Genomic DNA, 26628 nt, shown 5'->3' with positions numbered 1-26628 from the left:
CATCATATGCACAACATGATATATGAGGTCTGACATGGATTACCCCGCCTTCATCGCTGAAACCCGCGACAAGTCCCGCACTCTGGCCAAAGCCATTCCCGACACGATGAAAGGGTTTGGCGCATTGTCGATGGCGGCCAAGACAAGCGGCGTGCTGGGGGCCAAGGAAAAGGAATTCGTGGCATTGGGCATTGCGGTCGCCGTGCGCTGCGAGCCGTGCATCGCCTTTCATGTCGAGGCGCTGATGAAGGCGGGCGCCAGCCGCGAAGAACTGGCAGATGTGCTTGGCATGTGCATCCAGATGGGCGGCGGCCCGGCTGTGATGTATGCGGGCAAGGCGCTGGACTGCTGGGACCAGTTGGCGGGCTGACGCGGCGTGATCTGATAGTGCGGCTGGCGCCGCAGGTTTATCATGTCACCCCCTGCCCTGCGGGCCGGGGGTTCCGTGTTGGTGCAGTGTTCGCATGTGGTTTGCGGGAAAGGGAGAGCCCCGGCTGACCGGATATTTGCGCGGAACAAAGGCCGCAGGCTGGCGCGGGCTTGGTGCCAGTGCCACCCCCGCTATCAGAATCCTGCGACCGCTGCGGCACAAAAAAACCCCGCCAAGCAGGCGGGGTCAGTGGGTGTCCCGGCGGGAACTGGGACACCGGCGGTAACTGTAATACTGCGGGATCAGTCGTGCATTTCCGACCGGATCTGCTGGCGCAGCAGGTCAATCGGGATCAGACGACCATCGCGTTTGAACTGCCAATAGGTCCAGCCATTGCACGAGGGCGCGTTTTCCAGCGCTGCCCCCACCTGATGGATGGAACCGCGATGTTCCGCACTGACAAGCGAGCCGTCAACGCGCACCTTGGCGGCCTGCCCGCGCGGGTTGACCAGAACCTCGCCGGGGCGCAACAGGCCACGTTCGACCAGTTGGCCAAAGGCCACGCGCGGTTGGGCGCGTTTTGAAATGGTGGTTTCCAGCGCGCTGGCTTCCAGCGGGCGCACCTGCCCCAGCCGTTTCGCAGCAACCTTGCGATAGCTTTCCTCGCGTTCGATGCCGATATAATGCCGCCCCAGCAACTTGGCCACAGCGCCCGTAGTGCCGGTGCCGAAGAACGGGTCCAGCACCACATCACCGGGATTGGTGGAGCCCACCAGCACACGATGCAGCAGGGATTCCGGCTTCTGCGTCGGGTGGGCCTTGTCGCCATTGTCGTCTTTCAGGCGTTCATGCCCTGAACAGATCGGCAGAACCCAGTCGCTGCGCATCTGCACGCCTTCATTCAACTCCTTCAGCGCTTCATAATTGAAGGTGTATTTCGCCCCTTCAGATTTTGACGCCCAGATCATGGTTTCATGCGCATTGGTCAGCCGTTTGCCACGGAAATTCGGCATCGGGTTGGATTTGCGCCACACGACATCATTCAGAATCCAGAAGCCCGCATCCTGAAGCGCCGTGCCCACGCGGAAGATATTGTGATAAGACCCGATAACCCAGATCGCACCATTGGGTTTCAGCAACCGGCGCGCGGCCTTCAGCCAGGCGCGGGTGAAGGTGTCATAGGCCTTGAAACTGTCGAACTGGTCCCAGGCATCATCCACGGCATCGACGCGGCTGTTATCGGGGCGGTGCAATTCACCGCGCAACTGAAGATTATAGGGCGGATCAGCAAAGATAAGATCAACACTGCCTTCGGGCAGTGCGTTCATCACCTTGATGCAGTCTCCGTCCAGAATTTCATCCAAGGGTAGCACAGACGCCCCCTGCGCCAATGTTGAAACTGCCATCTCTGCCTCTGTTTATTGCGCTTGGTGCGCTTGTTATGGGCCTAAGATGAGTCAAAGGTGATTCGCCGTCAATTTCTTTTTGAATCAGTTGGTTGAAAAACTTTGTTCACGTCACCTATGGACACAAGATTTTGCGTATGGGGGCGAATGAACGTCTATGCTCTGGGGTGATACCCAAATCTGCTATGGCATTTTTGTGACGCTTTGTCGGATAACCTGCGTTCACCTCCCAACCATAACCGGGGTAGCGAAGGGCCAGTTCCGCCATGATCGCGTCGCGCGTGACCTTGGCGATAATGGACGCCGCCGCGATGGACAGAACCCGTCCGTCCCCCTTGACCACAGCCTGCGCGGGACATTGCAGCGCGGGCGGCAGGCGGTTGCCGTCGATCAGCAGATGGTCAGGCGGCACGCGCAGCGCGGCAATGGCGCGCTGCATCGCCAGATAGGTCGCCTGCAGGATGTTGATTGCGTCAATCTCGGCGGGGGTGGCATGGCCGATGCCCACATCGGCGCTGGCCATGATGGCGGCAAACACGCGCTCGCGTGCCTGCGCGCTCAGACGTTTGGAATCCGCCAGCCCCGCAGGCAGCGCGGCAGGGTCCAGCCAGACCGCAGCCGCCGTGACCGGCCCGCAAAGCGGCCCGCGCCCCACTTCATCCACGCCGACAACGCGGCGCGCGCCTTGCATTGCTGCAAGGCGCTCATGTTCATAATCGGGTTCTGCTGCCGGGGTCATGGGGCATGTATTGCCCCAACCACCCGGACCAGTGCAACCATCAACGGTTGCGGGTGCGATATCCGCGTTCCGTCAGGCATTGCGCGGAATAGATCGTGCCGGTGGTGCTGCGCACCTGACAGGTGCGTGGCAGGTCACGAACACGGTGTTGTTCCAGACAAGACGCGCGATAGCCTGCCAGTGTTTGCCCACCATAGCGATAGGATATCAGACATTGCTGCGGCAGAAGCATGCCGTCCTGCCAGCCACCACCACCACCGCGCGGCGGAACCGGGCGCGGGTGGTCACGGCCCGGACGCCCGGCGCGTTCAGGGTAGTAGCCCGCATCATGCAGACAGGCCGCGCGATAAACGCTGCGATGTCCGCGATTGGTGCGCGAGTTTTCCAGACAATGGCGCGGCAGGTGCCGCAACCCTGCATCATTCAGGCATTGCGCGTTGTAAAGCGCGATGTTGCGGTTACGCACCGACCATGTTTCCTGGCAATGGGCGGGCAGTTCGCGGCTGTTCTGTGGGGGGCGGCCCCGGTTGCCGCCGCGATTGCTGCTGCCGCCATCAGACCGCGCGGCATGCACGACAATCGCGACTGCAGCGGCCCCCAACAGGAATTTCACCAGCGCATCGTCATTGGCCTGCGCGGGTGTTGCGGGCAATGTCATTGCGCCCATGGCGACACCTGCTGCCATCAGGGCACCGGTCGTCCGTGTTCTCAGGTTGCTGAATAAATTACTCATGCCTCGGGTTCCTTTCGTAAACGGGCCATGGCATGACCCTGCGCCTGCCCGGTCCCGTCACGCAATAACGCCCGCATGTTATCCGATAACATCCTCCCCACAGGGTGGCTGATATTGAATAACGCGATCACTGGTGCGATGGTTCCGGCATGAAAACCACATTCCTGACCGCTGCTTTTCTGGTTCTGGCGCTTGCGGGACAAGCCTCGGCCCAGTGTTACGCGGATTACAAGGCCAAGCAGGACAACCCGTTGCGCCTGCAATATGGCATCATTGAATTGCCGCAGGCGGCCTGCACATCACCGCAGGCCGCACGCAATTATGCCGAACCTGTCATTTCACGAAGCGGCTGGACCCTTCTACAAATTGAATCCATCTTTGGGGAAGCCGAATTCCAACGCAGGAGCGTCAATGCAGGGGCCATCCATCTCCGCCAGTGATCTGGCGCGCATGGGCAACCGCGCGGTTGTCTGGGGCATTGTCGCGATTGTGGGCGTGCTGGCACTGGCCGCGGTGGCATTGTTTCTGCACCTGCCCGATGCCGGGGCCTTCAATGCGCGCGTGGAACGTGTGTTCGTTGAAAACGCCGATCTGACCAGCCAGGCGGAACTGAAGCTGCTGGAAATTCTGGCGCAGTCGGGCACGGCATTTTCCGAAACGCTGATCTCCTACCGGGTGGTGATTTTCGTGTTGCTGGTGTTTGCCACCGGGCTTCTGATCACGTCCTTCGTGGTGATTGTTGTGCTGATCACGCTGAACCGGCGCATGGTGCAGGTCGAAAAACAGGGGTTGCAGGTGTCGCAACTGGTGATCGACCGCGCCACCAATACGGTCGCGCTGAATGACATGGAATTCCGCCTGACGCCCGCTGCCGTTGAAACGCTGGCCGTGCTGGCCGAAGCCTGCATTGATGATGAAGTGCTGACCGGCGCCGCCATCGAATCCGTGATTTCCGGCCGCGACATCACCGATTGCGACGAAGCGGCGGGCGCCACCCGCATCAAGCGGCTGCGCGACACGCTGGGCAACCAGCTGATCAGCGAAGTTCTGGTGCGCAATATCGCGCGGCAAGGCTATATGCTGGCGATTGACCGCAAGGTGATCTCGCTGCGCTGATGCGCGCTGTCCCTTGAAACCCCGCCCCCCGGATGCAAGATAGTGAACATGTGCAACGCGGGAGGGTGTGATGCTGGACAAACGCAAATTCTATATCAACGGGGAATGGGTCGCGCCGCAGGACGGGCGTGATCTGGCGGTCATTGACCCCTCGACCGAGGAGTCCTGCGCGGTGATTTCCCTTGGCGGGCAGGCCGATACTGATGCCGCTGTGGCTGCCGCGCAGGCCGCCCTGCCCGGCTGGATGCATACCGCCCCCGCCGACCGGCTGGAACTGGTCAAGCGTATCAGCGATGTCTATGCCCGCCGCGCCGATGACATGGCACAGGCGATCAGCCTTGAAATGGGCGCGCCCATCGATATGGCGCGCAATTCGCAGGTCGGCGCGGGGGCCAGCCATATCGGCAATTTCATCACAGCGTTTGACCATATCCGTTTTATCGAACCGCTTGGCGAGCATGCCCCCGATGACCGCATCATCCGCGAAGCTGTCGGCGTCTGCGCGCTGATCACGCCCTGGAACTGGCCGATGAATCAGGTCACCCTGAAGGTGATCCCGGCCCTGCTGGCGGGCTGCACCATGGTGCTGAAACCGTCTGAAATTGCGCCGCTGTCATCAATTATCTGGTCGGAAATCCTGCACGAGGCCGGAACCCCGCCGGGGGTTTACAATATGGTCAACGGCGATGGCGCGGGTGTGGGCACGCAGCTTTCCACCCACCGGGATGTCGATATGGTCAGCTTCACCGGGTCCACCCGCGCGGGCATTGCGATTTCCAAGAATGCCGCCGACACGCTGAAACGGGTGCATCTGGAACTGGGTGGCAAGGGCGCAAACCTGATTTTCGCGGATGCCGATGACGCGGCAGTGAAGCGCGGCGTGCAGCATTGCTTCAACAATTCAGGCCAGTCCTGCAACGCCCCCACCCGTATGCTGGTGGAACGCAGCGCCTATGACCGCGCTGTGGACACGGCGCGCGAGGTGGCCATGGCCACCCCTGTCGGCCCCGCCAGCGCGCAGGGCCGCCACATCGGCCCGGTGGTCAGCGAAGCGCAGTTCAACAAGATTCAGGACCTGATCGCCAAGGGCATATCCGAAGGCGCGCGGCTGGTCGCGGGCGGGCTGGGACGGCCAGAGGGCATGAATCGCGGCTATTTCGTGCGCCCGACCGTGTTTGCCGATGTCAGCAATGACATGACCATCGCCCGAGAGGAAATTTTCGGGCCGGTCCTGTCGATCATTCCGTTCGATTCAGAAGCCGACGCGCTGCGCATCGCCAATGATACGGTTTATGGCCTGACCAATTATGTCCAGAGCAGTGACGGCGCGCGCCGCAACCGGCTGGCGCGGCAATTGCGCGCGGGCATGGTTGAGATGAACGGCAAGTCACGCGGCGCAGGCGCGCCCTTCGGCGGGATGAAACATTCGGGCAACGGGCGCGAAGGCGGCATCTGGGGCATCGAGGACTTTCTGGAAGTGAAATCCGTTTCCGGCTGGGACAACGCAGCGCAATAGGCTGTCGTGGCATCCGGTGGGGCGACGACACACAAAGCCCGCGACACAGGTCGGGCCGGGGTCTGCCGGTCCGACGTGGGATAAGTTCACTTTATGCAGGCGGCATAATTCCTGCATCATTGGCTTGGCGTGTCATCAGCGCCACCGGCGGGCCGCGGGACGGCCCGCCGGTGGCGCGTTTTCCGGGCTTTCGCCGCGCCACTGGCGCGACGGTCCCTTCAAGCCCTGCGGCCTTTGCTCCGCGCCTTTGGGAATCCTGACCGCTGCCCCCGGCCTACCGCGCCGCCAGCAGGCGGGTCAGCCAGTCGGGGTCCATTTCGGGAACCGATGACAGCAACAGATCGGTATAGGGCGCATGCGGGGGGGTGAACATCTCTGGTTTCGGGCCTTGTTCGACCACGCGGCCAAGTTGCATCACCACCACATCATCGGCAATGGCACGCACTGTCGACAGATCATGCGTGATGAACATATAGGCCAGCCCGAATTCACGTTGCAGCCGGTCCAGCAGTTTCAGAATGCCTTCCTGCACGATCTGGTCAAGCGCGCTTGTCACTTCATCGCAGATGATCAGGCGCGGTTCTGCGGCCAGCGCACGCGCGATGCCGATACGCTGTTTCTGGCCCCCCGACAATTCAGATGGCAGGCGGTCGATATATTGATCCGGTTCCAGTTCGATCAGTGCCAGCAGATCGCGCACGCGCGCGTCCAGCGCGCGCCCCTTCAGCCCCAGATACATCTGCGCCGGACGGCCGATCAGTTCCCGTAGCGGCAGTTTCGGGTTCAGCGCCGTATCCGCCATCTGATAGATCATCTGGCACTGGCGCAACTGGTCGCGGGTCCGCGCGCGGTAATCAGGCGGCAAAGGCTGGCCGTCGAACACCACCTGCCCTTCGCGCGGCGGCAAAAGGCCGGTAATCACCCGCGCGACGGTAGATTTCCCCGACCCGCTTTCGCCCACCACGGCCACAGTGCGCCCCGGATGAATGTCAAAACTGACATCATGCAGGATCTGCGCCTTGCCGTAACCCGCCGTGACACCCTGCACGGACACCAGCGGCGCGCCTTCGGCGGGGGGCTGTTCGGGGCGCGTGAAACTGCGCACGGCCCACAGGCTTTTGGTGTACTCCGCCTTTGGCGCGGCCAGCATGGCGCGGGTGTCGGCCTCTTCCACTTCGTCGCCGCGCAGCAGGATTTTTATGCGGTCGGCCATCTGCGCCACCACGGCCAGATCATGGGTGATATAGATCGCGGCAGTGTTGAAATCGCGCACGATATCGCGGATGGCGGCCAGCACCTCTATCTGGGTTGTCACATCCAGCGCGGTGGTGGGTTCATCAAAGATGATCAGGTCGGGATGACAGGCCATCGCCATCGCGGTCATGGCGCGCTGCAACTGCCCGCCGGACACCTGATGCGGATAACGAAAACCGATATCTTCGGGGTCCGGCAACTGCATCTTGCGATAAAGGGTCACTGCCTCATCCGCGGCCTTGCTGCGGGACATGCCACCAAGGACCGGCACTTCGCAATACTGGTCGATCAGCTTATGCGCAGGGTTGAAACTGGCCGCCGCCGATTGTGCGACATAAGCAATGCGCTGCCCGCGCAGATTGCGCTTCGCGCGTTCGGATGCGGTGCGCAGGTCAATCCCGTCGAAATTGATCTCCCCCCCCGAAATGCGGCAGCCATCGCGCGCAAAGCCCATCGCGGCCAGTCCGAGCGTGGATTTTCCCGCCCCGGATTCACCGATCAGCCCCAGAACCTCGCCACGCTTCAGGGTCAGGTTCACGCCCTTGATGATCGGCAACCAGTCCTCGCCCGCGCGACCTTCGATCTGCAAGTCACGGATCTGCAATAGCACATCGCTGCTCATTATCCCTGCTCCTTCAGGCCAGAGGCGCGGTAAAGCTGCCAGTCCACCACGAAATTCACCGCCACTGTCAGAAGTGCAATCGCCCCCGCCGGCATAAGCGGCGTCATGTCGCCAAAGGTGATCAGCGTGGCATTGTCGCGCACCATGCTGCCCCAGTCCGCCGTGGGCGGCTGAATGCCAAGCCCAAGGAAGGACAGCGATGAAATCGTCAGGAACACGAAGCAGAAGCGTAGCCCGAATTCCGCCACCAGCGGTGCCAGCGCGTTGGGCAGGATTTCATGCCGGATCAGATACCAGTTGCCTTCGCCCCGCAGGCGCGCGGCCTCGATGTAATCCATCACCACCACGCCTTGCGACACAGACCGCGCAATACGGTAAACGCGGGTCGCATCCACTGCCGCAATCACAAGGATCAGCGTCAGAACGGAGGTGCCGAAGATTGTCAGCAGCAGCAGCGAAAAAATCAACGACGGAATGGCCATCAGCGCATCGACAAAGCGCGACAGCAGCTGGTCCAGCCACCCGCCACGCAACGCAGCCCAAATCCCCAGAAGCGCGCCGACAACGAAGGCAAGCGCCGTGGTGGCAAAGGCAATGCCGACCGTGTTGCGCGCGCCATAGATCAGCCGCGACAGCATATCGCGCCCCAGCCGGTCAGTGCCCAGAAGATAGGTGCTGTCCCATGGCTGAAACTGGCTGCCCACCACGGCACGTTCGGGAAACGGGGCCAGAAGGGGTGCGGCAAACGCCACAATAACATAGACCCCGATAACCATGATTCCGAAGGCCGCCGTCAGCGGCATATCCCGCGCCACCAGCGCTTTTTCATGTGGCAGGACACGGACAAGCCCCGCACGAAAGGCATAGGACAACGGAATGCTGGCGGCGATGGCCAGAACAAGAAAGATCAGAACATTCATTGCCTATTTCCTCCGCATCAGGCGGGGATTGGTCAGGGTCGAAAGCACATCCGCCGTCAGGTTCAGCAACACATAGGCCGAGGCAAAGATCAGCGCGATGGCCTGCACAACCGCAATGTCACGCTTGGCGACCGAGTCGACCATCAACTGCCCCAGACCGGGATAGACGAACACCACTTCAACCACGACCACACCGGTGATCAGATAGGCCAGGTTCAGCGCCACCACATTGATGATCGGCGCCAGTGCATTCGGCAACGCATGGCGCAGCACAATGCGCAGGGGCGAAACCCCCTTCAGCCGCGCCATTTCAATATAGGGGCTGGCCATCAGGTTGATGATCGCGGCGCGCGTCATGCGCATCATATGCGCCGTGACCACCAGCGTCAGTGTCAGCGCGGGCAGGAAAGTGACATACAGCTTGTCCGTCAGCCCCATCGCAGGCGAAATCCGCACCATGGACGGGAACACACCACTTTGAGCCAGCAGGAAAATCAGGATATAGGCGACAAAGAATTCCGGAAAGGAAATCGCCGACAGCGCGCCCGCATTGGCCACACGGTCAAACAGCGAATTGCGCCACAGTGCGGCCAGAATGCCCAGAACCAGCGACAGCGGCACAGCAATCGCGGCGGCGTAAAGCGCCAGGAAAACCGTGTTGCCCAGCCGCATCGACATCATGTCACTGATCGGCCTGCGCGTGGCCAGCGACACACCGAAATCGCCCTGCACCACCCCTGTCAGCCATGTCCAGTAGCGCACCGGCGCGGGTTGATCCAGGCCCATCTGCTGGCGCAGCGCGGCCACCGTTTCCGGCGTGGCCGACTGGCCCAGCAGCGACGAGGCCAGATCACCCGGCAACAATTCAGTTGCGCCGAAAATGACGACCGATACCACGAAAAGTGTTAGTATCCCCAGCCCAAGCCGCTGCAGGATCATCATGAGGACTGCGTGCATTGTCCCCCCCTCTTATTGTTATTCTTCGTTGCGCCTGCGCCGTGACAGTTGTGACGACAGGCGAAAACCCCGCCCGAAAGGGGCGGGGCAAGGCAGGATCAGGCGAACCACCAGCGTTCGACACAGCGGAACCCGTCAAGGTTCCAGTTGGCCGAAACCTGTTCGGGCGTGACAACATTCTGCGCGGTGGCCATGACGAAGTTGTTGTTCATCGGAATGATGACCGACCCTTCGAACGACACGATCTGCTGCATTTCCTGATACATCTCGCGGCGCAGGTCTTCGTTGATTTCGGACCGCGCCATGACCAGCAATTCGTCAAACCGTTCATTCGACCAGAAACTGTCATTCCATGACGCGCCGGTGGCATAACCGGTGGTGAACATGTGGTCTTCGACCGCGCGCCCGCCCCAATAGCTGGCGCAGAAGGGTTTCTGCATCCAGACATTGTCCCAGTAGCCGTCATTGGGTTCGCGCACCAGATTGATGTTGATCCCCGATTGCGCTGCGGTTTCCGCAAACAGCGCACCCGCATCAACCGCGCCCGAAAACGCCGCATCCGCGACATGCAGATCAACACTCAGGCTTTCCATTCCGGCCTCGCGCAGGTGAAAGCGCGCGCGGTCGGGGTCAAATGTCTTGGCTTCCATATCGGCATGGAAATAGCGGTTGGCCGGGCCGATCGGGTTGTCATTGGACACGGCACCATGACCACCAAGGATCTTGTCCACCATTTCCTGCCGGTCGATAGCATATTTCAGCGCCAGCCGCACATTGTTGTCGTTGAAGGGCGCGGCGCGGCTGTCCATCGGAAAGACATAATGCGCATTGCCCGGAATCGACAGGATATTGGCGACATTGCGCGCTTCCAGCATGCCGATGGTGGCCGGGTCGATCTGGTCGATCAGGTCCACCTGCCCTGTCATCAGCGCATTCAGGCGTGCGGCTGAATCAAGGATCGCCAGAATTTCCACACGGTCGAAATGCGCGCGGTCGGATTTCCAGTAATCGGGGTTGCGCGTCAGCGACGCCTGCACGCCCGGTTCATAGCTTTCCACCACATAAGGACCGCAGCCATCGGTCGAGGCCGGGTCAATCCGGCCATCCACAGACGGCATGATCGCAAGATGGTAATCCGACATCAGATAGGCAAAGTCACCATTGGGCGCATCCAGCGTGACAACCACATTCTGCCCATCCGCGCTGATATCTGTCACCGGGTCGAAGAACTGCTTGATGGCCGATGTCGCATCATCGCCGCGGTGATGGTTGAGCGAGGCAATCACATCTTCCACGGTCACTGTCTTGCCGGAATGAAAGCTGACACCTTCGCGGATACGGAACACCCAGGTTTTCCCATCCGGGGATTCCCAGCTTTCGGCAATTTCTGGGGCAAGCTGGCCGTCTGCGTCCACTTCGATCAGCTGGTTATGGCGCGATGCGGCAAAAACCTGGGCATACAGGTTATCCCAAAGCCCCGGATCATAGCCATCGGTCGAATTGCCATGGCCCAGACCAATGCGAAACGTGCCGCCCTGATTTGGGGTTGCCTGCGCCGCGCGGTAGCTTGCGGGCAGGATCAGCCCTGCCGCGCCAAGCGCTGTGGCACCCTTCAGCAACCCCCGGCGCGTCACGCTGTTACGGGTGGGTTTATTATGCATGTTCTGTCTCCCTGTTCGCGGTGTTGGTTCGCTCTTGCCGGAAATCCGCAGAGTATAACCGCTGTTTACCGGCGCATTGTAATAACGGATTGTCCCATGCGCCTGACTTCTTCGACAAGAACCGAAAGAAAACATGCCGTCAAGACGCAGCATAGGGTTAATAGTGGGTTATTGCAGGATTACCGGGACGGGCTTTGGACAGGGGCGGCCCGTTGTGATCGCCCCAATCCACGCAATCAGGCCGTCAGGTGGCGGTCGGTGAGGGTGTGAAACAGGGGTCAGGCCACGCATCAAGCCCGCGCTGTCGGCGGGCCGGGGTCTGCCGGTCCGACATGTGAGGGGATCACTTTATGCAAGCGGCGTTACTCCGCCATTCAAGGCCTGGCGTGTCTCTGGGGTACCCGGCAGGCCGCGGGACGGCCCGCCGGTGGCGTGGGCCAGCCTCGCGGCCGTTGTTCCACGCGCGTTGGGGATTTCCGAAACCTGCGCTTCAGCTCGGCAACCGCCCGCAAACGCCATGCTGCAAAAACAGCAGCGTGCGGACCGGTCTCATTTCCTGCATCTTTTCGTTGCGGCAATCATACCGCCCGCTCATCCGTGCAATTGCGCCAGCGCATCCGCAACAGCTTGCACCGCGAAGGGCAGCAGGTCGGCATCGCCTGTGCCCGCCAATGCGGCCTCGATCCCGTCAGCTTCTGCCGGGGTCACGCTCAGCAGGGCTTCCGCCGCCGCCAGCCACAGCCCCCGCGCCCGCATCACCGCGCGCGTGCGGCTGTCATCATCGCTGGCTGTATCCGCATCCATCAATGCCGCGAGGAACAGGCGCAAGGCCCCTTCATGCAGCAGTGTTTCAACGCGCGCGGCCTCTGCTGCGGCCCAGCGTTCCTGCAACAGCTGCGGCTGCCCTTCGGCCAATGCGGCATAAAGTGCCGCATTCACCTGCGCCCCGTCTGGCACCTGTTCCAGCGCGGCATGCACCGAATGCTGCCCTTCCGGCCCCCAATGAAAGGCGAAGATTTCATTCCAGTTCTTGGGGCTGCCATTGCTCAGCGCCCAGTTGGGTTCAGACGCCAGCGCCTTGCGTTCAGACATGGCCAGTTCAAACCGCGTCCAGTTCAAGATCGTCGCCAAACTCGCCCCATCGATGAAGGCAACGCGCGCATCGGGCGCAAGCGGGCTGAACGCCCCCGTCCCCGCAAGCGCCGAATAGACCGGCGCCAAGGCAAAAGCGCCATCACCCCAATGCGCGACCGACAGCGGCAAAACCGCAGGCATCGCGCCGTTGTAATTGTCGGCAAAACGGCCCAGCGAATGGGTCATGTCCCGCCACGGGAAATTCGCCCCCCAGGTGTAAAGCGCCAGCGCCTGCGCCCAGTCGGGGGTATCACCCGACAGCGCGGCCAGAATATCGGCGCGGTCCTGCGCCAGTCCGTTATGCGGGCGGACATCTGATGCAGTGACGAACCCGCCATGGGCAAGCTGCCAGTCATCCGATGCCTGGGTCCGGACGGGAAGGCTGACGACGGCCAGGCCGATGGCGGCAACAAGGGCAGTGGTTTTACGCATGGGCAAGCTCCTGAAATAAAAAGGTTCCTTGCTGGCGCGCGGCTGGCGGTCATATGGGCAAGAAATATCTTTACAATGCCTAGTATTTTTGTCAAGTATTGCAAACCCAGCCGCCGGTCACCCCCCGTGCCCCGGCAGCCCGGCAGGACAGACCCCAATGCCCCCTGTTGTTGCCGGAGGTTTCATGACCACCCCAAGCCATCCCTTCCTGATCGACATGCTGGCCATGAATGCGCAGGCCAGCGCCCATGGTTGCGGGCTGAATCCGCGCCTGCGCGACATGCTTCTGGACCGCCACGCCCGCCACCCCGGCATTCCCGCACTTGACCTGCCAATCCGGCATGATGGCCCGGCAGGCCATGCCACACCTGAAGGGCTGCGCCATGCGCGGCCGTAACCGCGGCAGCGCCCACCCGCATTGCCCCCACAGCGCAGCACCACATAGCCCCGCCCGCGCAGGCCGACCCGACGAGGTGCATCTGGACCAGATGGCCCCCGACCCTTTCGCACGCCTGACACTGGCGCTGCTGCGCTGGCATTTCCAGAATTTCGCCCGGCCCGACAGCCATAGCTGGCTGACCGCGCTGCGCCTTGCCTCGGCGCAGGTCGGATCACGCCGGGCGGGCGGGTTGTGCTTTGACATCGTGGCCATTGTGCAAACCCTGCGCATGGCGCGCGCCACCCCTGTCAGTTTCAATTCCGAAGCCTGCGCCTGTTGCCGTGTCTGGCTGACACCCGATGAACGCCGCCTTCTGGAATTGCTGGAAGCGCTGCGCAGGGGTCAGCACGGACAGGCGCATATCATTGCCCAGCTCCTGTGCGATGGCGTGCCCGATACGGCACTGCTGTCGGGCATGCAGGTTCTGCTGACCCATCACGCATATCCCGGTTCCGTTTTCGACCCCACCATTGACCCGACAAAAGGAGATGTCACATGACCCGTACCCTGATCGCCGCCGCAAGCTGCCTGATCGCTCTGCCCGCGCTGGCGGATGAGCATGGCCGCTATGTCTATGCCGATTTCGAAGTATCGGTGCCGCATATCGATCTGGCAGAATGCCCGGACGGGCTGGCCACAGGCGATGTGATCTGCCGCGTCACGATGAATGACGACGCGCTGCATGTCTATGTATTCGAGGCCGAGGGCGAGAGGCCCTTCATCGCGGTCCACAGCTATTATGACGAGGATTTCGATCTTGTCCTGACAAAGTGATCCGACACGCCTTGCCCCCTGCGTGAAGCCGTCGTTATGCATCCAAAGGCGCGGAACAAAGGGCGCAAGGCTGGCCCGCGCTATCGGCGTGCCGTCCCGCGCGCATCTGCCACATGCCGACAATAGATATGGATCATCCAGCCCAGCATGACCGCATTCAGGATATGCCACATGAAATGCGTACCCGTCGGGAAGGCAGCGCATACAGCCTCGTCCGCCATACGGAACCCCAGCGACACACATAAAATCCCTGCCCCCACCAGCAACCCCTTGCCAACAGGCCTGTTGCGCAGCCAGACCCCGTATCCCGCAATCAGCACCGCCACGCTGAAATACGCCGCATTCGCGCCCAGCCCCGGCAAAACCAGACCCGCCGCCCATGAAAACCCCGCCGCATAGGGCAGGAACATCACTGTCGCCAAAGCCGCCAGCCAGCCGGGCGCGTACAGAAAATCCCGCGTCGCAGCAAACAGATACAGCAGAATGAACACCAGAATAAACACCACATCCATCAGCCCCGCCCAGTCGGTGGCATGCGTGTGCCACAGGAACGACCCCACCCCGACCGCCATCAGCACAACGGCCATGCCCCGCGCCAGCACCAGCCCGCGCGTGCGCGGCCAGACCACCAGCGCCGCAATCACGAAGGCCAGATTTGTCACTGCATTGACGGGTTCGGACCAATAGGAAAAATCCGTTCTTTCGCAATAGGCAATGATCTGTTCATTCCACATCTGGTCCTACCGCAGCCTGTCAAAAAACGATTTCAGCAGCGCGCCCGCGTCCCCCGCGCGCAAGCCATCATAGATTTCGGGCACATGATGACATTGCGCATGCGAAAACACCCGCGGCCCCTGCGCAACCCCGCCCGATTTCGGGTCCGATGCGCCGTAATACAGCCGTGCAATCCGCGCATGCGACATCGCCATCGCGCACATGGGACAAGGTTCCAGCGTGACATACAGATCATAGCCTGTCAGCCGTTCCTGCCCCAACGCCGCACAGGCCGCGCGGATGACCAGCATTTCGGCATGGGCAGTCGGGTCATTCAATTCGCGCGTGCGATTGCCTGCTGCGGCAATGACCCGCCCGTCGGGATGGGCAATCACGGCGCCCACCGGCACCTCGCCGCGCAGGGCGGCGGCCTGCGCTTCATCCAGCGCCAGTTGCATATGACTGCGAAAGGGACTCATGCGCTTTCAGATGGCCCGTGACGCTGCGCGATGCAAGAAGAATGACATGCGGATGCCGTCCTGCGCCCCGCACAGGGGTCCGGATCGGGGCGGAGCATTTTGTGCATGGGGGGCCGTGTGAAACAGGTGGCGGAATGCACAAAGCCCGCGCCAGCGGCGGGCCGGGGTCTGCCGGTCCGGCGTTGGAGATGTTCACTTTATGCCGGCGGCATAACTCCGGCATTCAAGGACTGAATTACCATCAGCGAAACCGGCAGGCCGCGGGACGGCCCGCCGGTGGCGCGGCGGCCTGCGGCCTTACTCCGCGCCTTTAAAACCGCGAAGGACTGCTACAGTTCGGATCACCCCGCGCGCGTCCAGACCTGCATGACATCGCCGCCCACAGGCTGCACCTGCATCAGGCGAAATCGCGGCGCGTCCTCCAGCCGGGTCAGCCCCAGCGCGCCCAGCCCGGCCCGCCCGTCGGCACCGATAAGTCTGCCTGCGCTGAACACAACCATCTGGTCCACCAGCCCTGCGCGCAGCAGGCTGGCCGCCAGCATCCCGCCCCCTTCGCAGAACACCCGCGTCAGCCCCTGACCGGCAAGGGCCTGCATCATCGCGGCAGGGTCCAGCCCCTGCCCGCCCTGCGCCACCGGGCAGGCCAGCGCGCGCGCGCCCGTGCCCTGCCATGCCGCCACCCGTTCCGCAGTGGTCTGCGGGCCGTGCAACACCCAGACCGGGGCATCGCGCGCAGTGCGCCCCAACCGGCTGTCCGTGTCCAGATCCAGCTGCGGCAGGGCCACCACCCGCACCGGCTGATGCCCCACGCCCAGCCCCCGCACCCGCAGGTCAGGATCATCAGCGCGCGCTGTGCCCGCCCCCACCAGCACCGCATCATGGCGCGCGCGCATCGCATGGACCATGCGGCGCGCCTCCGGCCCGGTGATCCAGCGGCTTTCGCCACTGGCGGTGGCAATACGCCCGTCCAGTGTCAGCGCCAGTTTCAATGTCACAAACGGGCGGTTCTGCGTCACGCGCAGCAAAAAGCCCGCATTGGCGGCATGGGCGGCATCCGCTTCCACCCCTTCGACCACATCAATTCCTGCGGCGCGCAGCATGGCATGCCCGCGCCCGGCCACGCGCGGGTCAGGGTCGGTCAGTGCTGTGACCACACGCGCCACGCCTGCGGTGATCAGGGCTTCCGAACAGGGGGGTGTTTTGCCGTGATGCGCGCAGGGTTCCAGACTGACATAGACCGTAGCGCCGCGCGCATCGCAGGCGGCCAGCGCCATCGCTTCGGCATGGGGACGCCCGCCCGGTTGCGTCCAGCCGCGCGCCAGAATGCGCCCGCCCTTCACAATCACACAGCCCACCGCCGGATTGGGCCAGACCCGGCCAAGCCCGCGCTGCCCCAGCGCAATGGCCTGCCGCATGAAGGCGGGGTCAATCCGGTCGGTCAAGGTCTACTGGGCCTCTTTCGGTTCGGGGCGCAGTTCGGAAACGAATTTGTCGAAATCATCCGCTTCCTGGAAATTCTTGTAAACACTGGCAAAACGCACATAGGCAACGGTGTCGATCCGCGCCAGCGTTTCCATGACAATCTCGCCGATCATCTTGGACGGGATATCAGTATCCCCCAGCGATTCCAGCCGCCGCACCATGCCCGAAATCATCTGATCGATGCGTTCATGTTCAATCGGGCGTTTCTGCATCGCAATCCGGATAGAGCGTTCCAGCTTCTCGCGGTCGAAAGCTTCGCGACGGCCATTGGTTTTCACCACAACCAGATCGCGCAGCTGCACGCGCTCATAGGTGGTGAATCGCCCCCCGCAGGCCGGACAGAAGCGCCGCCGCCGGATGGCGCCATGATCCTCGGCAGGGCGTGAATCCTTCACCTGGGTGTCGGTATTGCCACAGAACGGACAGCGCATGACCTCTCCCTCGGGTTTGTTCGGGTGCCTTACCCCAAGGACTATAGGCAAACCCCGACGGCTTGGGTAGCGCGAATTTCGCCCCACCAGATAAGGACGCCGCGCTGTTGCAGGCAGGACTCAGGCAGGGCTGCAGGGGCATGCATCTTCGCTGCGCTGTCGCATGCGGCAAGCTGGCCCTTGCCATGGCGGCAAACCAGTGGCAATGAACGCCCATGACACAGGAACACCCCAAGAAACTTGCCCTGATCACGGGCGCATCGCGCGGCCTTGGCGCTGCATTGGCGGAATATCTTGCACGCGCGGGCTGGCATATTGTCGCGGTCGGGCGCACGCTGGGCGCGCTGGAAGAACTGGATGACCGCATTCAGGCAGCGGGCGGCAGTGCCACACTGGCGGCGCTGGACATCACCAATGATGACGCCATGCGCCATTTGTGCCGCGACATTCATGACCGCTGGGGCGCGCTGGATCTGTGGGCGCATATGGCCATCTATGCCCCGCCCATGACCCCGGCGGACCATGTACCGCTGAAGGACTGGGAAAAATGCCTGGGCGTGAATATCCGCGCCACGGGGTTCCTGATTCCCATGATCGCACCCTTGCTGGCGGCCAGTGCCGGGCGTGGCACCGCGCTGTTTGTGGATGACCCGGCAGCAACAGGGCGGTTCATGGGGGCCTATGGTGCCTCCAAATCCGCGCAGATGGCGCTGGCACGCGCCTGGCAGGACGAAAGCACCAAAACCGGCCCGCGCGTGCTGATCGAGTCTTGCGCGCCCATGCCCACAGCCACCCGCGCGCGTTTCTTCCCCGGCGAGGACCGCGCGCAGCTGACCACTTGCGCAGATGAAGCGGCCCGCCTTGCGCTGCTGCTGCGCGCTTAGACGCGCGCGCCGTAGCGCAGTCAGGTTCGGCGGGAAAGCACCGATTTGGGCGTAATGAAGCCCAAATCCCGCCACAATATACAGCTAATTTTACAAATATTCAGATGTAGATAGCGCCGTCCGTCATGGACGGTGCAGGCGCGCTGTATTGCAGCCGCCTGGTTGGTAACAGGTGCAGAATTATGCTTGGAAAAATCCGCCCCCCCCATGCAGTTCTTTCGTTTCGGCACCGTCTGGCGCTGTTCCGGCAGGCAGAGGAAGGGGCGATCCTTATTTTCGGGCTGTTTGCCTTCGTTATCATGCTGATGGTGGGCGGGATCGCTGTCGACCTGATGCGCTATGAAGCGCATCGCGTGCATATGCAGGGCACTGCCGACCGCGCCGTTCTGGCCGCCGCCATGCTGCGGGACAACCCCGCCAACCCCAACCCCCGCGACATTGTTCAGGCCTATTTCGACGCAGAGGGGCTGGGCGATCATGTGCGCGCCGACGGGCGCATCACTGTAGAGCAAAGCAACACCCAGGGGCGCACAGTCACTGTCATCCCCGAAGGGCATCTGAACACCTTCTTCATGCGCTGGAGCGGGGTCAATACGCTGGACATGTCAACCCCCGCCGCCGCCAGCGAAGGGCTGGCCATGGTCGATATCGAAATCGTCATGGTACTGGATGTGTCCGGGTCGATGATGCAGCACAACCGCATGGAAAACCTGCGCGCCGCCGCCATCGATTTCGTCGAGGAAATGCTGGCCGACAGCCAGAACGGCAATGTCGCCATCACATTCGTTCCCTACAGTACCGAAGTCATCATGCCCGCAGGCACGCTGGGCTATTTCAACAACCTGGCCGATCCGCATTCCGGGTCGATGCACAATGCGTTCTGCATTGATTTCTCGACCTGGGACAGCGTGACCGACAGCATCAACGCCCCCATGTTCCGCCGCAACTGCGATCTGGGGTCAAACACCAGTTACCTGATCACCGACATGCCGATCCGGCCTTATGTGCGCGATGTCAGCACCGCGACCAACTATATCAATGCGCTGGGTCCGAACTGGGGCACATCCATTGATCTGGGCGTGCGTGCGGGGGCAATGTTCTTTGACCCGACCCTGCGCCCGATCATCAACCACCTGATCGACAATGGCCAGGTGGATTCGATCTTCGCCAACCGCCCGCATGACTGGGATCGCCCCGCCATAGCGCGCGCCATGATCCTGATGACCGATGGCGAAAACTGCTGCTTTACCGCGGGCCACGCGGCCACGCGCAAACCCAATGTCGAGATACAGGATGCCGACACTGTGTCCGTTTGCAACGCACTGAAGGCCCAGAATGTGCATATCTATGGTGTCGCATTCGAAGCCCCCGCCGGTGGCGTCGCGCTGATGGAAAACTGCGCCTCATCGCCCAACCATTTCTTCAACAGCAGTGGTGCAGATCTGATCGCGGCCTTCCAGTCCATCGCCACCCATGTCCAGACATTTTCGCTACGGTTGACACAATGACCCGGACATCACGCCCCGTACACTGGCTGCGCCGCTTTCGCCGCAATGACGATGGCGCGGCCACAGTCGAATTTGTCATCCTGTTCCCGCTGGTTCTGGCGCTGATGCTGGGGGCCATCGATCTGGGAATTACCATGGTGCGCCAGGTCATGCTGGACCGCGCCGTGGACATTACTGTGCGCGATGTGCGCCTTGGCAAGATCGGCGCGAACGGGTCGGCGCGCATGTCGGACCTGATCTGCGCCAACAGCATGCTGCTGCCTGACTGCATTGGCAATATTTCCGTGGAAATGATGCCCGTGAACACATCGGATTTCACTGGCCTTGACGGTCCGTTCACCTGCATCGACTCCGAGCAGGAGATCACGCCCGCCGTGACCTTCAACCCCGGCATGGGGGGGGCTGCGCAGGAACTGATGCTGCTGCGCATCTGTGTTGTCGCCGAACCCTTCCTGCGCGTGACCGGCCTGTTTTCCGGTCTGGACATCAATCCTGAGGGACAACTTGTGCTGACCAGCAGAAGTGCGTTCGTCAATGAACCGAGGTAACACGTCATGACCTGCCCATCCGTGCTCGCCCGTCTGACCCGCCCTTTCGCGCGGTTCCACGCCGATATACGCGGGTCTGTCAGTATGGAACTGGTACTGGTTCTGCCGTTGCTGATTTTCGCCTATGTGGCCTCGCTGGTGTTTTTTGACGCCTTCCGCGCCCGCAAGGATGCGCAAGCCGCCGCATTGACCGTCGCCGACCTGCTGTCACGCAACACCGAAGCTGTCAGCACGGCCTATATGGACGGGCTGAACGAAGTGTATGATTTCCTGACATCAGGCAATCAGGAAACCCGGCTGCGCATGTCGTCTGTCATGTGGGACCATACGGCCGAAGAACCGACGGTCATGTGGTCCTATGGTACGCGCGGTTTTCTGTCACTTGAAGATTATGCCGCCGTGACCGCAGATGACGACCGCGCCGCAGATTATGCCGCATACCGGGGTCTGACAAACCCATCGGCCGCGCAGGCAAACGGCAACGGCGTCAGCGTTGCGCAGGCACGGATCGATGCCCGCCTTGGCAGTATGGACAGTGGCACCCCACCCAGCGGCACCAGTCATGGCCGGTTCACATCTGCGGATATGCATGCGCCTGTGGCCAGTCTGGGCGACCGCATCCCCCCTATTCTGCCGGGCGAAGCGCTGCTGCTGGTTGAAAGTTTCGCCATGTGGCACCCCCTAATAACGGAGATACTGCCCGCCACACGGCTGACCCCGATTGCCATAACCCGCCCGCGCTTTTCGCCCTTCATCAATTACGAAGGCAATGCCGAAAACTTCCCCGAAGGGCTGCCTGAAATCCTGCCCGAAGTGGGTGAACCCGAAGCCCCGGTCGAAGAAGAAGAGGAAGAAGAACAGGCCGAACCCGAAACCAATGTCACGATCACTGACACCGATTTCACCAGCGGAAACACCGCAGGCTGGTCCAGCGACACGGTTACGCAGACGGCAAACCCGGCGATCGGCAATTTCCTTGGCCCGTTTGGCGGCAACACATGGACCGCGCCTGTCACCTATGCGGTCAATCTGGGCGAGCAGTCGGAAACAGCGCTGATTGAATTCGACCTGTTCATCATCGACAGCTGGGACGGATACAGCCCGTCATGGGCACGCCCCGAAGGCGAAATGTTCGCCCTGACAGTCAATGGCCAGTCCATCGCCTCTGAAGTCTTTCAGTCGGGTCCGGTGGGCAATATGGCCGCCACACGCCGCACTGTCGCATCGCGCGCGGAAGGAAAGTTCACCACCACCATGACCCTGCTGGAAAGCAACCAGAACCACTGGGGCGCTGGCTGGACCGACCAGATCTGGCGCGTCGTGGTCGAAGTGGAAAACCCTGCAACCACCTTCACCCTGGGCTTCAGCGCCAATCTGGACGAGGCAATCGACAATGAATCCTTCGGCCTGCTGAATTTCAGGCTGACAGCGGAACGCGGCCAACCCGGCAGTCATTTCATCCCGCCTGCGAATATCGGGCTGAACGCCACCAATAAATTCCCCCGCTATGCCGGCTGCCCCGATCATCGCCTGTCCGCCAAAACCCACAGTTTCAGTGTCGATGAACTGTCGACTCCCGCACTACGTCACCTCGCCCGTGCAGGCGGCGGGCAGCGTCTGACCAATTGTTCGGGCTTTGGCGGCTGGTTCAGCCCCTATAGCAGCCATTTCGATGCAAACCCCACATTTGTCATCAATTACGACAAACAGAACACAAACTGGAATGGCAGCCGCCTTCGGATCGAAACCAATGACGGCAATTCCGGCGCAAGCTGCGATTCCGCGTTGCTGATACGCGACCCTTATGGCCAGTGGCATTTCAACGAAGACATCAGTAGCTGGAACTACAATGCGCGGGTGAATATGGGCCATGTCGACAGTGGCGATATCCTTGTCTGGGTCGGGCGCTGGTCATCCGGTCAGTGCAATACCGAAATCACGTTCAGCAATTACTGAACCGCGCCGGAAGGCACAGCATCACCCCCCCTTTGGGCCGGTCCGGCCCGGGGGGGGCCTGTGCCGGATATGGACGGCAAGGAACCGGGTGAATATTCTTTTGCGGGCAGGCGCGGGTACCAAGCCCGCGCCTGCCCGCGACCACCTCAGGCAGCGGCGCTTTCCCCCAGCCTTGCCAGCCCGCCATGCAACTGCACCAACTGCACCGCAGCATCGGCGGCTTCGCGGCCTTTTTTCACGAAATGGTCGTGGAAAAACGCTTCATGTTCCGCAGATGGCTGGAAATGATGCGGCGTCAGCGACACAGACAGCACCGGCACACCGGTTTTCAGACCCGCATCCATCAGGCCGGAAACCACCGCCTGCGCCACGAAATCATGCCGGTAAATGCCGCCATCCACCACCAGTGCGGCAGCAGCAATCGCGTCATACCCGCCGGTTGCGGCCAGCTGTTGCGCCAGAAGCGGCATTTCAAACGCACCGGGCACATCGAAACAGTCAATTTCAGCATCAACGCCCAGGTCGGCCAGCCGCGCGCGGAAACCGACCAGCGCCTGATCCACGATATCCGCGTGCCAGCGCGCCTTGATGAAGGCAAATTTAGGGGATTTTGTCATAGCTCCGGATCCTTTCAACATGACAGAATCCCAGAGCGCCAAGGCCGGACAGACCTGCGCCTGACCGTCCCCCTTTTCTCTTCCATCCGGACTATGACCGTCGGCCCCGGAATTTCACCGGATCTGCTGACCCTTTCAGACAAGAAAGGCGCTCGCGGGCTATAACCGCCGGTGGGGAATCTCACCCCGCCCTGAGAATGGCAATTTGCTAGGGCGTTCCGGCGCGGTTGTCAATCCAGACGCAATGCTTCGCGCAATCCGGCAGCGGGGGATTTGGCGTCATTCAGCTGCAATGCCGATTCCAGATGATGCAGATGATGTTCCATCATTTCCGCCGCCCGCACCACGTCGCGCGATTCGATGGCGGTGACAATGGCTTCATGTTCGTCGGGGCCGCATGTCTGGGTGGTTTCACTTTGATACATCGCGGTAATCAGCGATGTCCGGGTGGTCAGCGTGCGCAGGATTTTCGTCAGAAACTCTGCATCGGTCAACCGCGCGATCAACAGATGAAATTCCCCTGACAGGCGGATAATCGCTTCGCTGTCCTGCCCCGCATGCGCGGCGCGTTCGCGCGCGATATGCGCGCGCAGCGCTGCAATATCGGCATCCGTGGCGGTGTGGCACAGCCGTTCCACCAGACGTTTTTCAATGAAGCCGCGCGTATAGAAGGCGTCGCGCGCCTCGCTGACGCTGGGTTCGGCAATACAGGCCCCGCGATTGGGCACCAGCGACACCAGCCCGTCCTTTTCCAGAAGCGAAAGCGCCTGACGCACCCGCGCGCGTGAAACACCGAACACTTCGGCAAGGTCTTCTTCCTTCAGGCGCGTGCCGGGGCGCAGGCTGCGCTGCACCACAGCCAGCCACACCCGGTCGCATATCCGGGCAACTGCTTCATTATTCGCGTTTTCTGCAAGCCAAGGCATTCGGGCACCCCTGTAACCCCAATGTCCTTACAATCATCATATGAAAATGACAAACCCGCTCGCGCAATCGTCAGGTGTGTCGCATCACGCACATCCAGACCGGCAATCCCCCCCGATCCCGTGCAGGCGTCGCGGAACCCTATCCCGACTCTTGCGTTCTGTTTGCATGACTACACCCAATAACACACAGGAGTTCACAATGAACTGGGATATTCTTGAAGGTAAATGGAAGCAGTTCACCGGTTCCGCCAAGGAAAACTGGGGCAAGCTGACCAATGATGATCTGGATCAGGCGGCAGGCAAGCGCGACAAGCTTGTGGGCAAGATCCAGGAAAAATACGGCATCGCAAAGGATGAGGCCGAAAAGCAGGTCGATTCCTGGTCGTCCAAACTCTGAGCTCCGGTACAGATGCGGTTCTGCGGGCACGCGGAACCGCTGATTTACCGCGCACCGGAATCTTTCTGCAATGAAATCCAAAAAGGGGCGAGGACATGGTCCCGCACCGCAAAAGGGGGTTAAAATGTCACGACAACCTGTGTCGAAGCTGAAACAGGAAGGCAAGGAAACAGCACAAAGCGTGAAAGCGCATGCTGATGCCGCAGCCCATGATGTCGCTGATCTGGCTGATAAGACATATGAGGAGTTGAAAGAGCAACTCGCCCTTGTCAAATCCGATCTGGCCGATCTGACAGAAGCCACGCGGCAAGCTGGCATTGCCACAGCGAATCAGGCCAAGGCCAGCGCCCGGCGCACTGGTCGCCGTGCTGTCAAAATGGCAGAGGATGGCTATGATTATGCCACTGACCAGCTTGATGAAGCGCTGGAAGGCGCCGAAACCTTTGCCAAGGAACGCCCGGCCATGGCGATGGGCATTGCCGCAGGGGCAGGTTTCCTGCTGGCCCTGGCGCTGTCGCGTCGCTGATGCTGCGAACTGTATATCATCTGCAGCGCAAGGCGCGCTGGCATAGCGGCAATGTCGCGCTTGCGGTTTGCGCAGGCGCGATGCTGGCCATCGGGCTTGGCTTTCTGGTTGCGGCGGGCTGGATGTTGCTTGCGCAGCAGTTTTCCGCCCTGATCGCGAACTATGTGATCGCGCTGATCTTTCTTGGTCTGGCAGCGGTCTTGTTGCTGATCAGGCGCATAAGGCCCGCGCCGCAGGTGCCATCCCTTGATGCGCAGTTGCGCGCCGAAGCCGCAGCAGGGCGCAGTTCCCCGCCGCAAGGCGAATTTCCCGCCCTGATTGAAGCGTTCCTGTTCGGGATAAATACTTATGTGCAGTTGAAAAACCGCCCGCGTCGCCGCGAATAGCCCGCGATCTGCGGAATCGGCGCCGGGCTGCCATGGTGCGTGATGATTGACTGGCCGATGATGCGGTGTTTTGCATATGGGCCTGAACAAGCTTTCCCCTTGCCGGCCCTGTCTGGTCTGTCGGCAAGGGAATGCGTATTGCGCATTGCACAAAGATGCCGGAACCATACCCCGCCCCCGCGCGTTGAGTTGACAGACGCAACCGCGCCCTGCCCCCCCTTGCGACACGCATTCTGCGTTTCCGGGGTGTTTAGCGGGGTGCAAAACGGCAAGCGGACCGGCAAATCCTGCGATCCGCGAACCGGAAAGGAGCAGACATGAGTGCACCCGATACGAACGTGAAGAAACAGGCATGGCGCCATCGCGGACCGCTGGTCGGCATGGCTGTCGTGGTTATTCTGGCGACCGGGTTTCTGGGTTGGCTGCTGATCAGAACAATGGTTGTGGAACCTGAACCGCCGCAGCAGGAAGCACCTGTCGGACAGATTGAAGACGGCACCGGCATTCCCGCCGATGGCACCGTCACCGGCCCGGTAAACCAGCCGACCGAGAACCCCGAAATCATTGACGAACCGACCCCCCCGGCACCGGGGGACCAGAACTGATCCGCAACTGACAGGATCATATGCGCGTTCAAGGCCCCTGCAGCACTGCGGGGGCCTTTTCTTCCGCCTGCATCACAGCTCAGTCAGATCGCATTTTCCCTGGAACCAAAACGGCCAAAGCGGGTTTCATCATTGTCCCTGTTGAGACATCGGGGTTTTGTCCCGCCCGATGTCTTCCAACTATGACTTGCCCATCCCGCGCCCTCTTCCCGCGCAGGATGGGCTTTTTCATTTGAAGGGACCGTCGCGCCAGTGGCGCGGGCTTCGTGAAGACATCACCCCCACGCCCCCGACATCACACGGCCCTGGTGTTCCGCATCTGACACAAGGTTCCGCCAATCAGTGACGATGGTCGGCGATGCGGGACGGTGCGGACGTTCCGAAAAGTGCTTGCGTCATCTCCGGGCCTGTGGATTGCTTCGTCAATCAGAATGGAGAAACGACATGTCTTTTGAACTTTGGCTGGCCTTTGCAGCAGCATCCGCGGTCTTGCTGGCAATTCCTGGCCCCACGATCCTGTTGGTAATTTCATATGCGCTCGGACATGGTAGAAAGGCGGCACGCGCAACAGTTGCGGGCGTCGCACTTGGTGATTTCACCGCAATGACCGCTTCCATGCTCGGCCTCGGGGTGCTGCTCGCGACTTCGGCCACTTTGTTCACTGTGTTGAAATGGATCGGTGCAGCCTACCTGATCTACCTTGGGATAAAACTCTGGCGCGCCCCGGTATCGATCAGCGAAGCTGGTGCAGATACAGAAAACCTTCCGAAAGAACGGCCGCTGCGGATTTTTCTGCACACCTATGTCATCACGGCGCTCAACCCGAAAAGCATCATCTTCTTCGTGGCCTTCCTCCCTCAGTTCATGAATCCGGCGCAGCCCTTACTGCCCCAGATGATCATTTTCGAGACAACGTTTTTGGTCCTGGCGACCCTGAATGCGGCTTTCTACGCATTACTGGCATCGATGGCCCGGAAATCGATCCGCAAGCCAAGCGTGCAGAGGGCTGTCAACCGTGTTGGTGGGTCCTTGATGATCGGCGCTGGTGCTCTGGCGGCGAGCTGGAAGCGGGCCGCAGCATGACATAGACAGATGT

General features: G+C 61.4%; 30 protein-coding genes and 1 riboswitch. Of the genes, 16 read left to right on the top strand and 14 right to left on the bottom strand.

What is annotated here, in order from left to right; genetic code table 11:
• The first annotated feature begins 34 nt into the window (after positions 1-34).
• Positions 35-370, top strand: a complete 336-nt coding sequence (locus PUT78_RS09735; RefSeq protein ID WP_274352071.1) for a carboxymuconolactone decarboxylase family protein — start codon at positions 35-37, stop codon at positions 368-370.
• Between the two features lie 302 nt (positions 371-672).
• Here the strand turns inward: PUT78_RS09735 and PUT78_RS09730 are convergent, their stop codons facing one another.
• The 3 genes from PUT78_RS09730 to PUT78_RS09720 all read right to left on the bottom strand — a co-directional run bounded on the left by PUT78_RS09730 (position 673) and on the right by PUT78_RS09720 (position 3248).
• Positions 673-1776, bottom strand: coding sequence for a site-specific DNA-methyltransferase (locus tag PUT78_RS09730; protein WP_274352070.1), 1104 nt, complete (start codon positions 1774-1776; stop codon positions 673-675).
• Positions 1777-1891: 115 nt separating this feature from the next.
• The gene (locus tag PUT78_RS09725; protein ID WP_274352069.1) at positions 1892-2515 is read right to left on the bottom strand and encodes a ribonuclease HII; all 624 of its coding nucleotides are present in this window, start codon (positions 2513-2515) and stop codon (positions 1892-1894) included.
• Between the two features lie 40 nt (positions 2516-2555).
• Complete coding sequence (locus PUT78_RS09720) at positions 2556-3248, bottom strand: hypothetical protein (RefSeq protein ID WP_274352068.1); 693 nt, start codon at positions 3246-3248, stop codon at positions 2556-2558.
• A gap of 149 nt (positions 3249-3397) precedes the next feature.
• On the opposite strand from PUT78_RS09720, the gene PUT78_RS09715 reads away from it, so the two are divergent.
• The 3 genes from PUT78_RS09715 to PUT78_RS09705 all read left to right on the top strand — a co-directional run bounded on the left by PUT78_RS09715 (position 3398) and on the right by PUT78_RS09705 (position 5880).
• Entirely contained in the window at positions 3398-3688 is a 291-nt protein-coding gene (locus tag PUT78_RS09715) for a hypothetical protein (RefSeq protein ID WP_274352067.1), read from the top strand.
• The gene (locus PUT78_RS09710; protein ID WP_274352066.1) at positions 3660-4364 is read left to right on the top strand and encodes a winged helix-turn-helix domain-containing protein; all 705 of its coding nucleotides are present in this window, start codon (positions 3660-3662) and stop codon (positions 4362-4364) included. Before PUT78_RS09715 ends, PUT78_RS09710 begins: the two co-directional genes overlap by 29 nt.
• A 70-nt stretch (positions 4365-4434) precedes the next feature.
• Complete coding sequence (locus tag PUT78_RS09705; protein WP_274352065.1) at positions 4435-5880, top strand: aldehyde dehydrogenase family protein; 1446 nt, start codon at positions 4435-4437, stop codon at positions 5878-5880.
• A gap of 274 nt (positions 5881-6154) precedes the next feature.
• Here PUT78_RS09705 and PUT78_RS09700 read toward each other — a convergent pair whose 3' ends face one another.
• The 5 genes from PUT78_RS09700 to PUT78_RS09680 form a co-directional block, all read right to left on the bottom strand.
• A complete protein-coding gene (locus PUT78_RS09700; protein WP_274352064.1) occupies positions 6155-7756 on the bottom strand; it encodes an ABC transporter ATP-binding protein in 1602 nt (533 codons plus the stop codon).
• Positions 7756-8676: an ABC transporter permease gene (locus PUT78_RS09695; RefSeq protein WP_274352063.1), complete on the bottom strand. Its 921-nt coding sequence runs from the start codon at positions 8674-8676 to the stop codon at positions 7756-7758. The genes PUT78_RS09700 and PUT78_RS09695 overlap by 1 nt, the downstream gene beginning before the upstream one ends.
• A gap of 3 nt (positions 8677-8679) precedes the next feature.
• Complete coding sequence (locus tag PUT78_RS09690; RefSeq protein ID WP_274352062.1) at positions 8680-9633, bottom strand: ABC transporter permease; 954 nt, start codon at positions 9631-9633, stop codon at positions 8680-8682.
• Between the two features lie 98 nt (positions 9634-9731).
• Positions 9732-11294, bottom strand: a complete 1563-nt coding sequence (locus PUT78_RS09685) for an ABC transporter substrate-binding protein (RefSeq protein ID WP_274352061.1) — start codon at positions 11292-11294, stop codon at positions 9732-9734.
• Positions 11295-11885: 591 nt separating this feature from the next.
• A complete protein-coding gene (locus PUT78_RS09680; RefSeq protein ID WP_274352060.1) occupies positions 11886-12860 on the bottom strand; it encodes a hypothetical protein in 975 nt (324 codons plus the stop codon).
• 184 nt (positions 12861-13044) lie between these two features.
• Here PUT78_RS09680 and PUT78_RS09675 point away from each other — a divergent pair, with 184 nt between their 5' ends.
• From PUT78_RS09675 to PUT78_RS09665, 3 genes are read left to right on the top strand one after another with little or no spacing between them, the layout of a single operon-like run.
• Positions 13045-13257 carry a hypothetical protein gene (locus PUT78_RS09675; RefSeq protein WP_274352059.1) on the top strand — a complete coding sequence of 71 codons (213 nt, stop codon included), beginning with the start codon at positions 13045-13047 and terminating at the stop codon, positions 13255-13257.
• Entirely contained in the window at positions 13244-13798 is a 555-nt protein-coding gene (locus PUT78_RS09670) for a hypothetical protein (RefSeq protein WP_274352058.1), read from the top strand. The genes PUT78_RS09675 and PUT78_RS09670 overlap by 14 nt, the downstream gene beginning before the upstream one ends.
• Entirely contained in the window at positions 13795-14073 is a 279-nt protein-coding gene (locus PUT78_RS09665; protein WP_274352057.1) for a hypothetical protein, read from the top strand. The genes PUT78_RS09670 and PUT78_RS09665 overlap by 4 nt, the downstream gene beginning before the upstream one ends.
• 80 nt (positions 14074-14153) lie before the next feature.
• Here PUT78_RS09665 and PUT78_RS09660 read toward each other — a convergent pair whose 3' ends face one another.
• From PUT78_RS09660 to nrdR, 4 genes are all read right to left on the bottom strand, one after another.
• Positions 14154-14807, bottom strand: a complete 654-nt coding sequence (locus PUT78_RS09660; protein ID WP_274352056.1) for a hypothetical protein — start codon at positions 14805-14807, stop codon at positions 14154-14156.
• Positions 14808-14813: 6 nt separating this feature from the next.
• Positions 14814-15266, bottom strand: coding sequence for a nucleoside deaminase (locus tag PUT78_RS09655; RefSeq protein ID WP_274352055.1), 453 nt, complete (start codon positions 15264-15266; stop codon positions 14814-14816).
• Positions 15267-15607: 341 nt separating this feature from the next.
• On the bottom strand, positions 15608-16681 hold the full coding sequence (gene ribD / locus PUT78_RS09650) for a bifunctional diaminohydroxyphosphoribosylaminopyrimidine deaminase/5-amino-6-(5-phosphoribosylamino)uracil reductase RibD (RefSeq protein WP_274352176.1): 1074 nt from the start codon (positions 16679-16681) through the stop codon (positions 15608-15610).
• Positions 16682-16711: 30 nt separating this feature from the next.
• Positions 16712-17179 carry a transcriptional regulator NrdR gene (gene nrdR, locus PUT78_RS09645; RefSeq protein ID WP_274352054.1) on the bottom strand — a complete coding sequence of 156 codons (468 nt, stop codon included), beginning with the start codon at positions 17177-17179 and terminating at the stop codon, positions 16712-16714.
• 215 nt (positions 17180-17394) lie between these two features.
• Between nrdR and PUT78_RS09640 the strand changes: the two genes are divergently transcribed.
• The 4 genes from PUT78_RS09640 to PUT78_RS09625 all read left to right on the top strand — a co-directional run bounded on the left by PUT78_RS09640 (position 17395) and on the right by PUT78_RS09625 (position 22075).
• A complete protein-coding gene (locus PUT78_RS09640) occupies positions 17395-18063 on the top strand; it encodes an SDR family NAD(P)-dependent oxidoreductase (protein WP_274352053.1) in 669 nt (222 codons plus the stop codon).
• A 182-nt stretch (positions 18064-18245) separates the two neighbouring features.
• The gene (locus PUT78_RS09635) at positions 18246-19571 is read left to right on the top strand and encodes a TadE/TadG family type IV pilus assembly protein (protein ID WP_274352052.1); all 1326 of its coding nucleotides are present in this window, start codon (positions 18246-18248) and stop codon (positions 19569-19571) included.
• Complete coding sequence (locus tag PUT78_RS09630; protein WP_274352051.1) at positions 19568-20119, top strand: TadE/TadG family type IV pilus assembly protein; 552 nt, start codon at positions 19568-19570, stop codon at positions 20117-20119. Before PUT78_RS09635 ends, PUT78_RS09630 begins: the two co-directional genes overlap by 4 nt.
• A 6-nt stretch (positions 20120-20125) precedes the next feature.
• Positions 20126-22075: a TadE/TadG family type IV pilus assembly protein gene (locus PUT78_RS09625; protein WP_274352050.1), complete on the top strand. Its 1950-nt coding sequence runs from the start codon at positions 20126-20128 to the stop codon at positions 22073-22075.
• Positions 22076-22221: 146 nt separating this feature from the next.
• Here the strand turns inward: PUT78_RS09625 and PUT78_RS09620 are convergent, their stop codons facing one another.
• Together PUT78_RS09620 and PUT78_RS09615 are read right to left on the bottom strand one after the other, a co-directional pair.
• Positions 22222-22692: a 6,7-dimethyl-8-ribityllumazine synthase gene (locus tag PUT78_RS09620; protein ID WP_274352049.1), complete on the bottom strand. Its 471-nt coding sequence runs from the start codon at positions 22690-22692 to the stop codon at positions 22222-22224.
• Between the two features lie 70 nt (positions 22693-22762).
• Positions 22763-22895, bottom strand: a riboswitch (FMN riboswitch).
• Between the two features lie 27 nt (positions 22896-22922).
• Entirely contained in the window at positions 22923-23618 is a 696-nt protein-coding gene (locus tag PUT78_RS09615; protein WP_274352048.1) for a GntR family transcriptional regulator, read from the bottom strand.
• 199 nt (positions 23619-23817) lie between these two features.
• Between PUT78_RS09615 and PUT78_RS09610 the strand changes: the two genes are divergently transcribed.
• From PUT78_RS09610 to PUT78_RS09590, 5 genes are all read left to right on the top strand, one after another.
• The gene (locus tag PUT78_RS09610) at positions 23818-24015 is read left to right on the top strand and encodes a CsbD family protein (RefSeq protein ID WP_274352047.1); all 198 of its coding nucleotides are present in this window, start codon (positions 23818-23820) and stop codon (positions 24013-24015) included.
• Between the two features lie 124 nt (positions 24016-24139).
• Positions 24140-24541: a hypothetical protein gene (locus PUT78_RS09605; RefSeq protein ID WP_274352046.1), complete on the top strand. Its 402-nt coding sequence runs from the start codon at positions 24140-24142 to the stop codon at positions 24539-24541.
• The gene (locus tag PUT78_RS09600) at positions 24541-24927 is read left to right on the top strand and encodes a phage holin family protein (protein WP_274352045.1); all 387 of its coding nucleotides are present in this window, start codon (positions 24541-24543) and stop codon (positions 24925-24927) included. Before PUT78_RS09605 ends, PUT78_RS09600 begins: the two co-directional genes overlap by 1 nt.
• Before the next feature lie 317 nt (positions 24928-25244).
• Positions 25245-25532, top strand: coding sequence for a hypothetical protein (locus PUT78_RS09595; RefSeq protein WP_274352044.1), 288 nt, complete (start codon positions 25245-25247; stop codon positions 25530-25532).
• A gap of 444 nt (positions 25533-25976) precedes the next feature.
• Positions 25977-26615, top strand: coding sequence for a LysE family translocator (locus tag PUT78_RS09590; protein WP_274352043.1), 639 nt, complete (start codon positions 25977-25979; stop codon positions 26613-26615).
• Positions 26616-26628 lie beyond the last annotated feature (13 nt).

Source organism: Roseinatronobacter alkalisoli (assembly GCF_028745735.1).
Classification (GTDB): Bacteria; Pseudomonadota; Alphaproteobacteria; order Rhodobacterales; family Rhodobacteraceae; genus Roseinatronobacter; species Roseinatronobacter alkalisoli.
The sequence above is the reverse complement of the archived record's forward strand: the minus strand, read 5'-3'. Positions and strand labels throughout refer to the sequence as shown.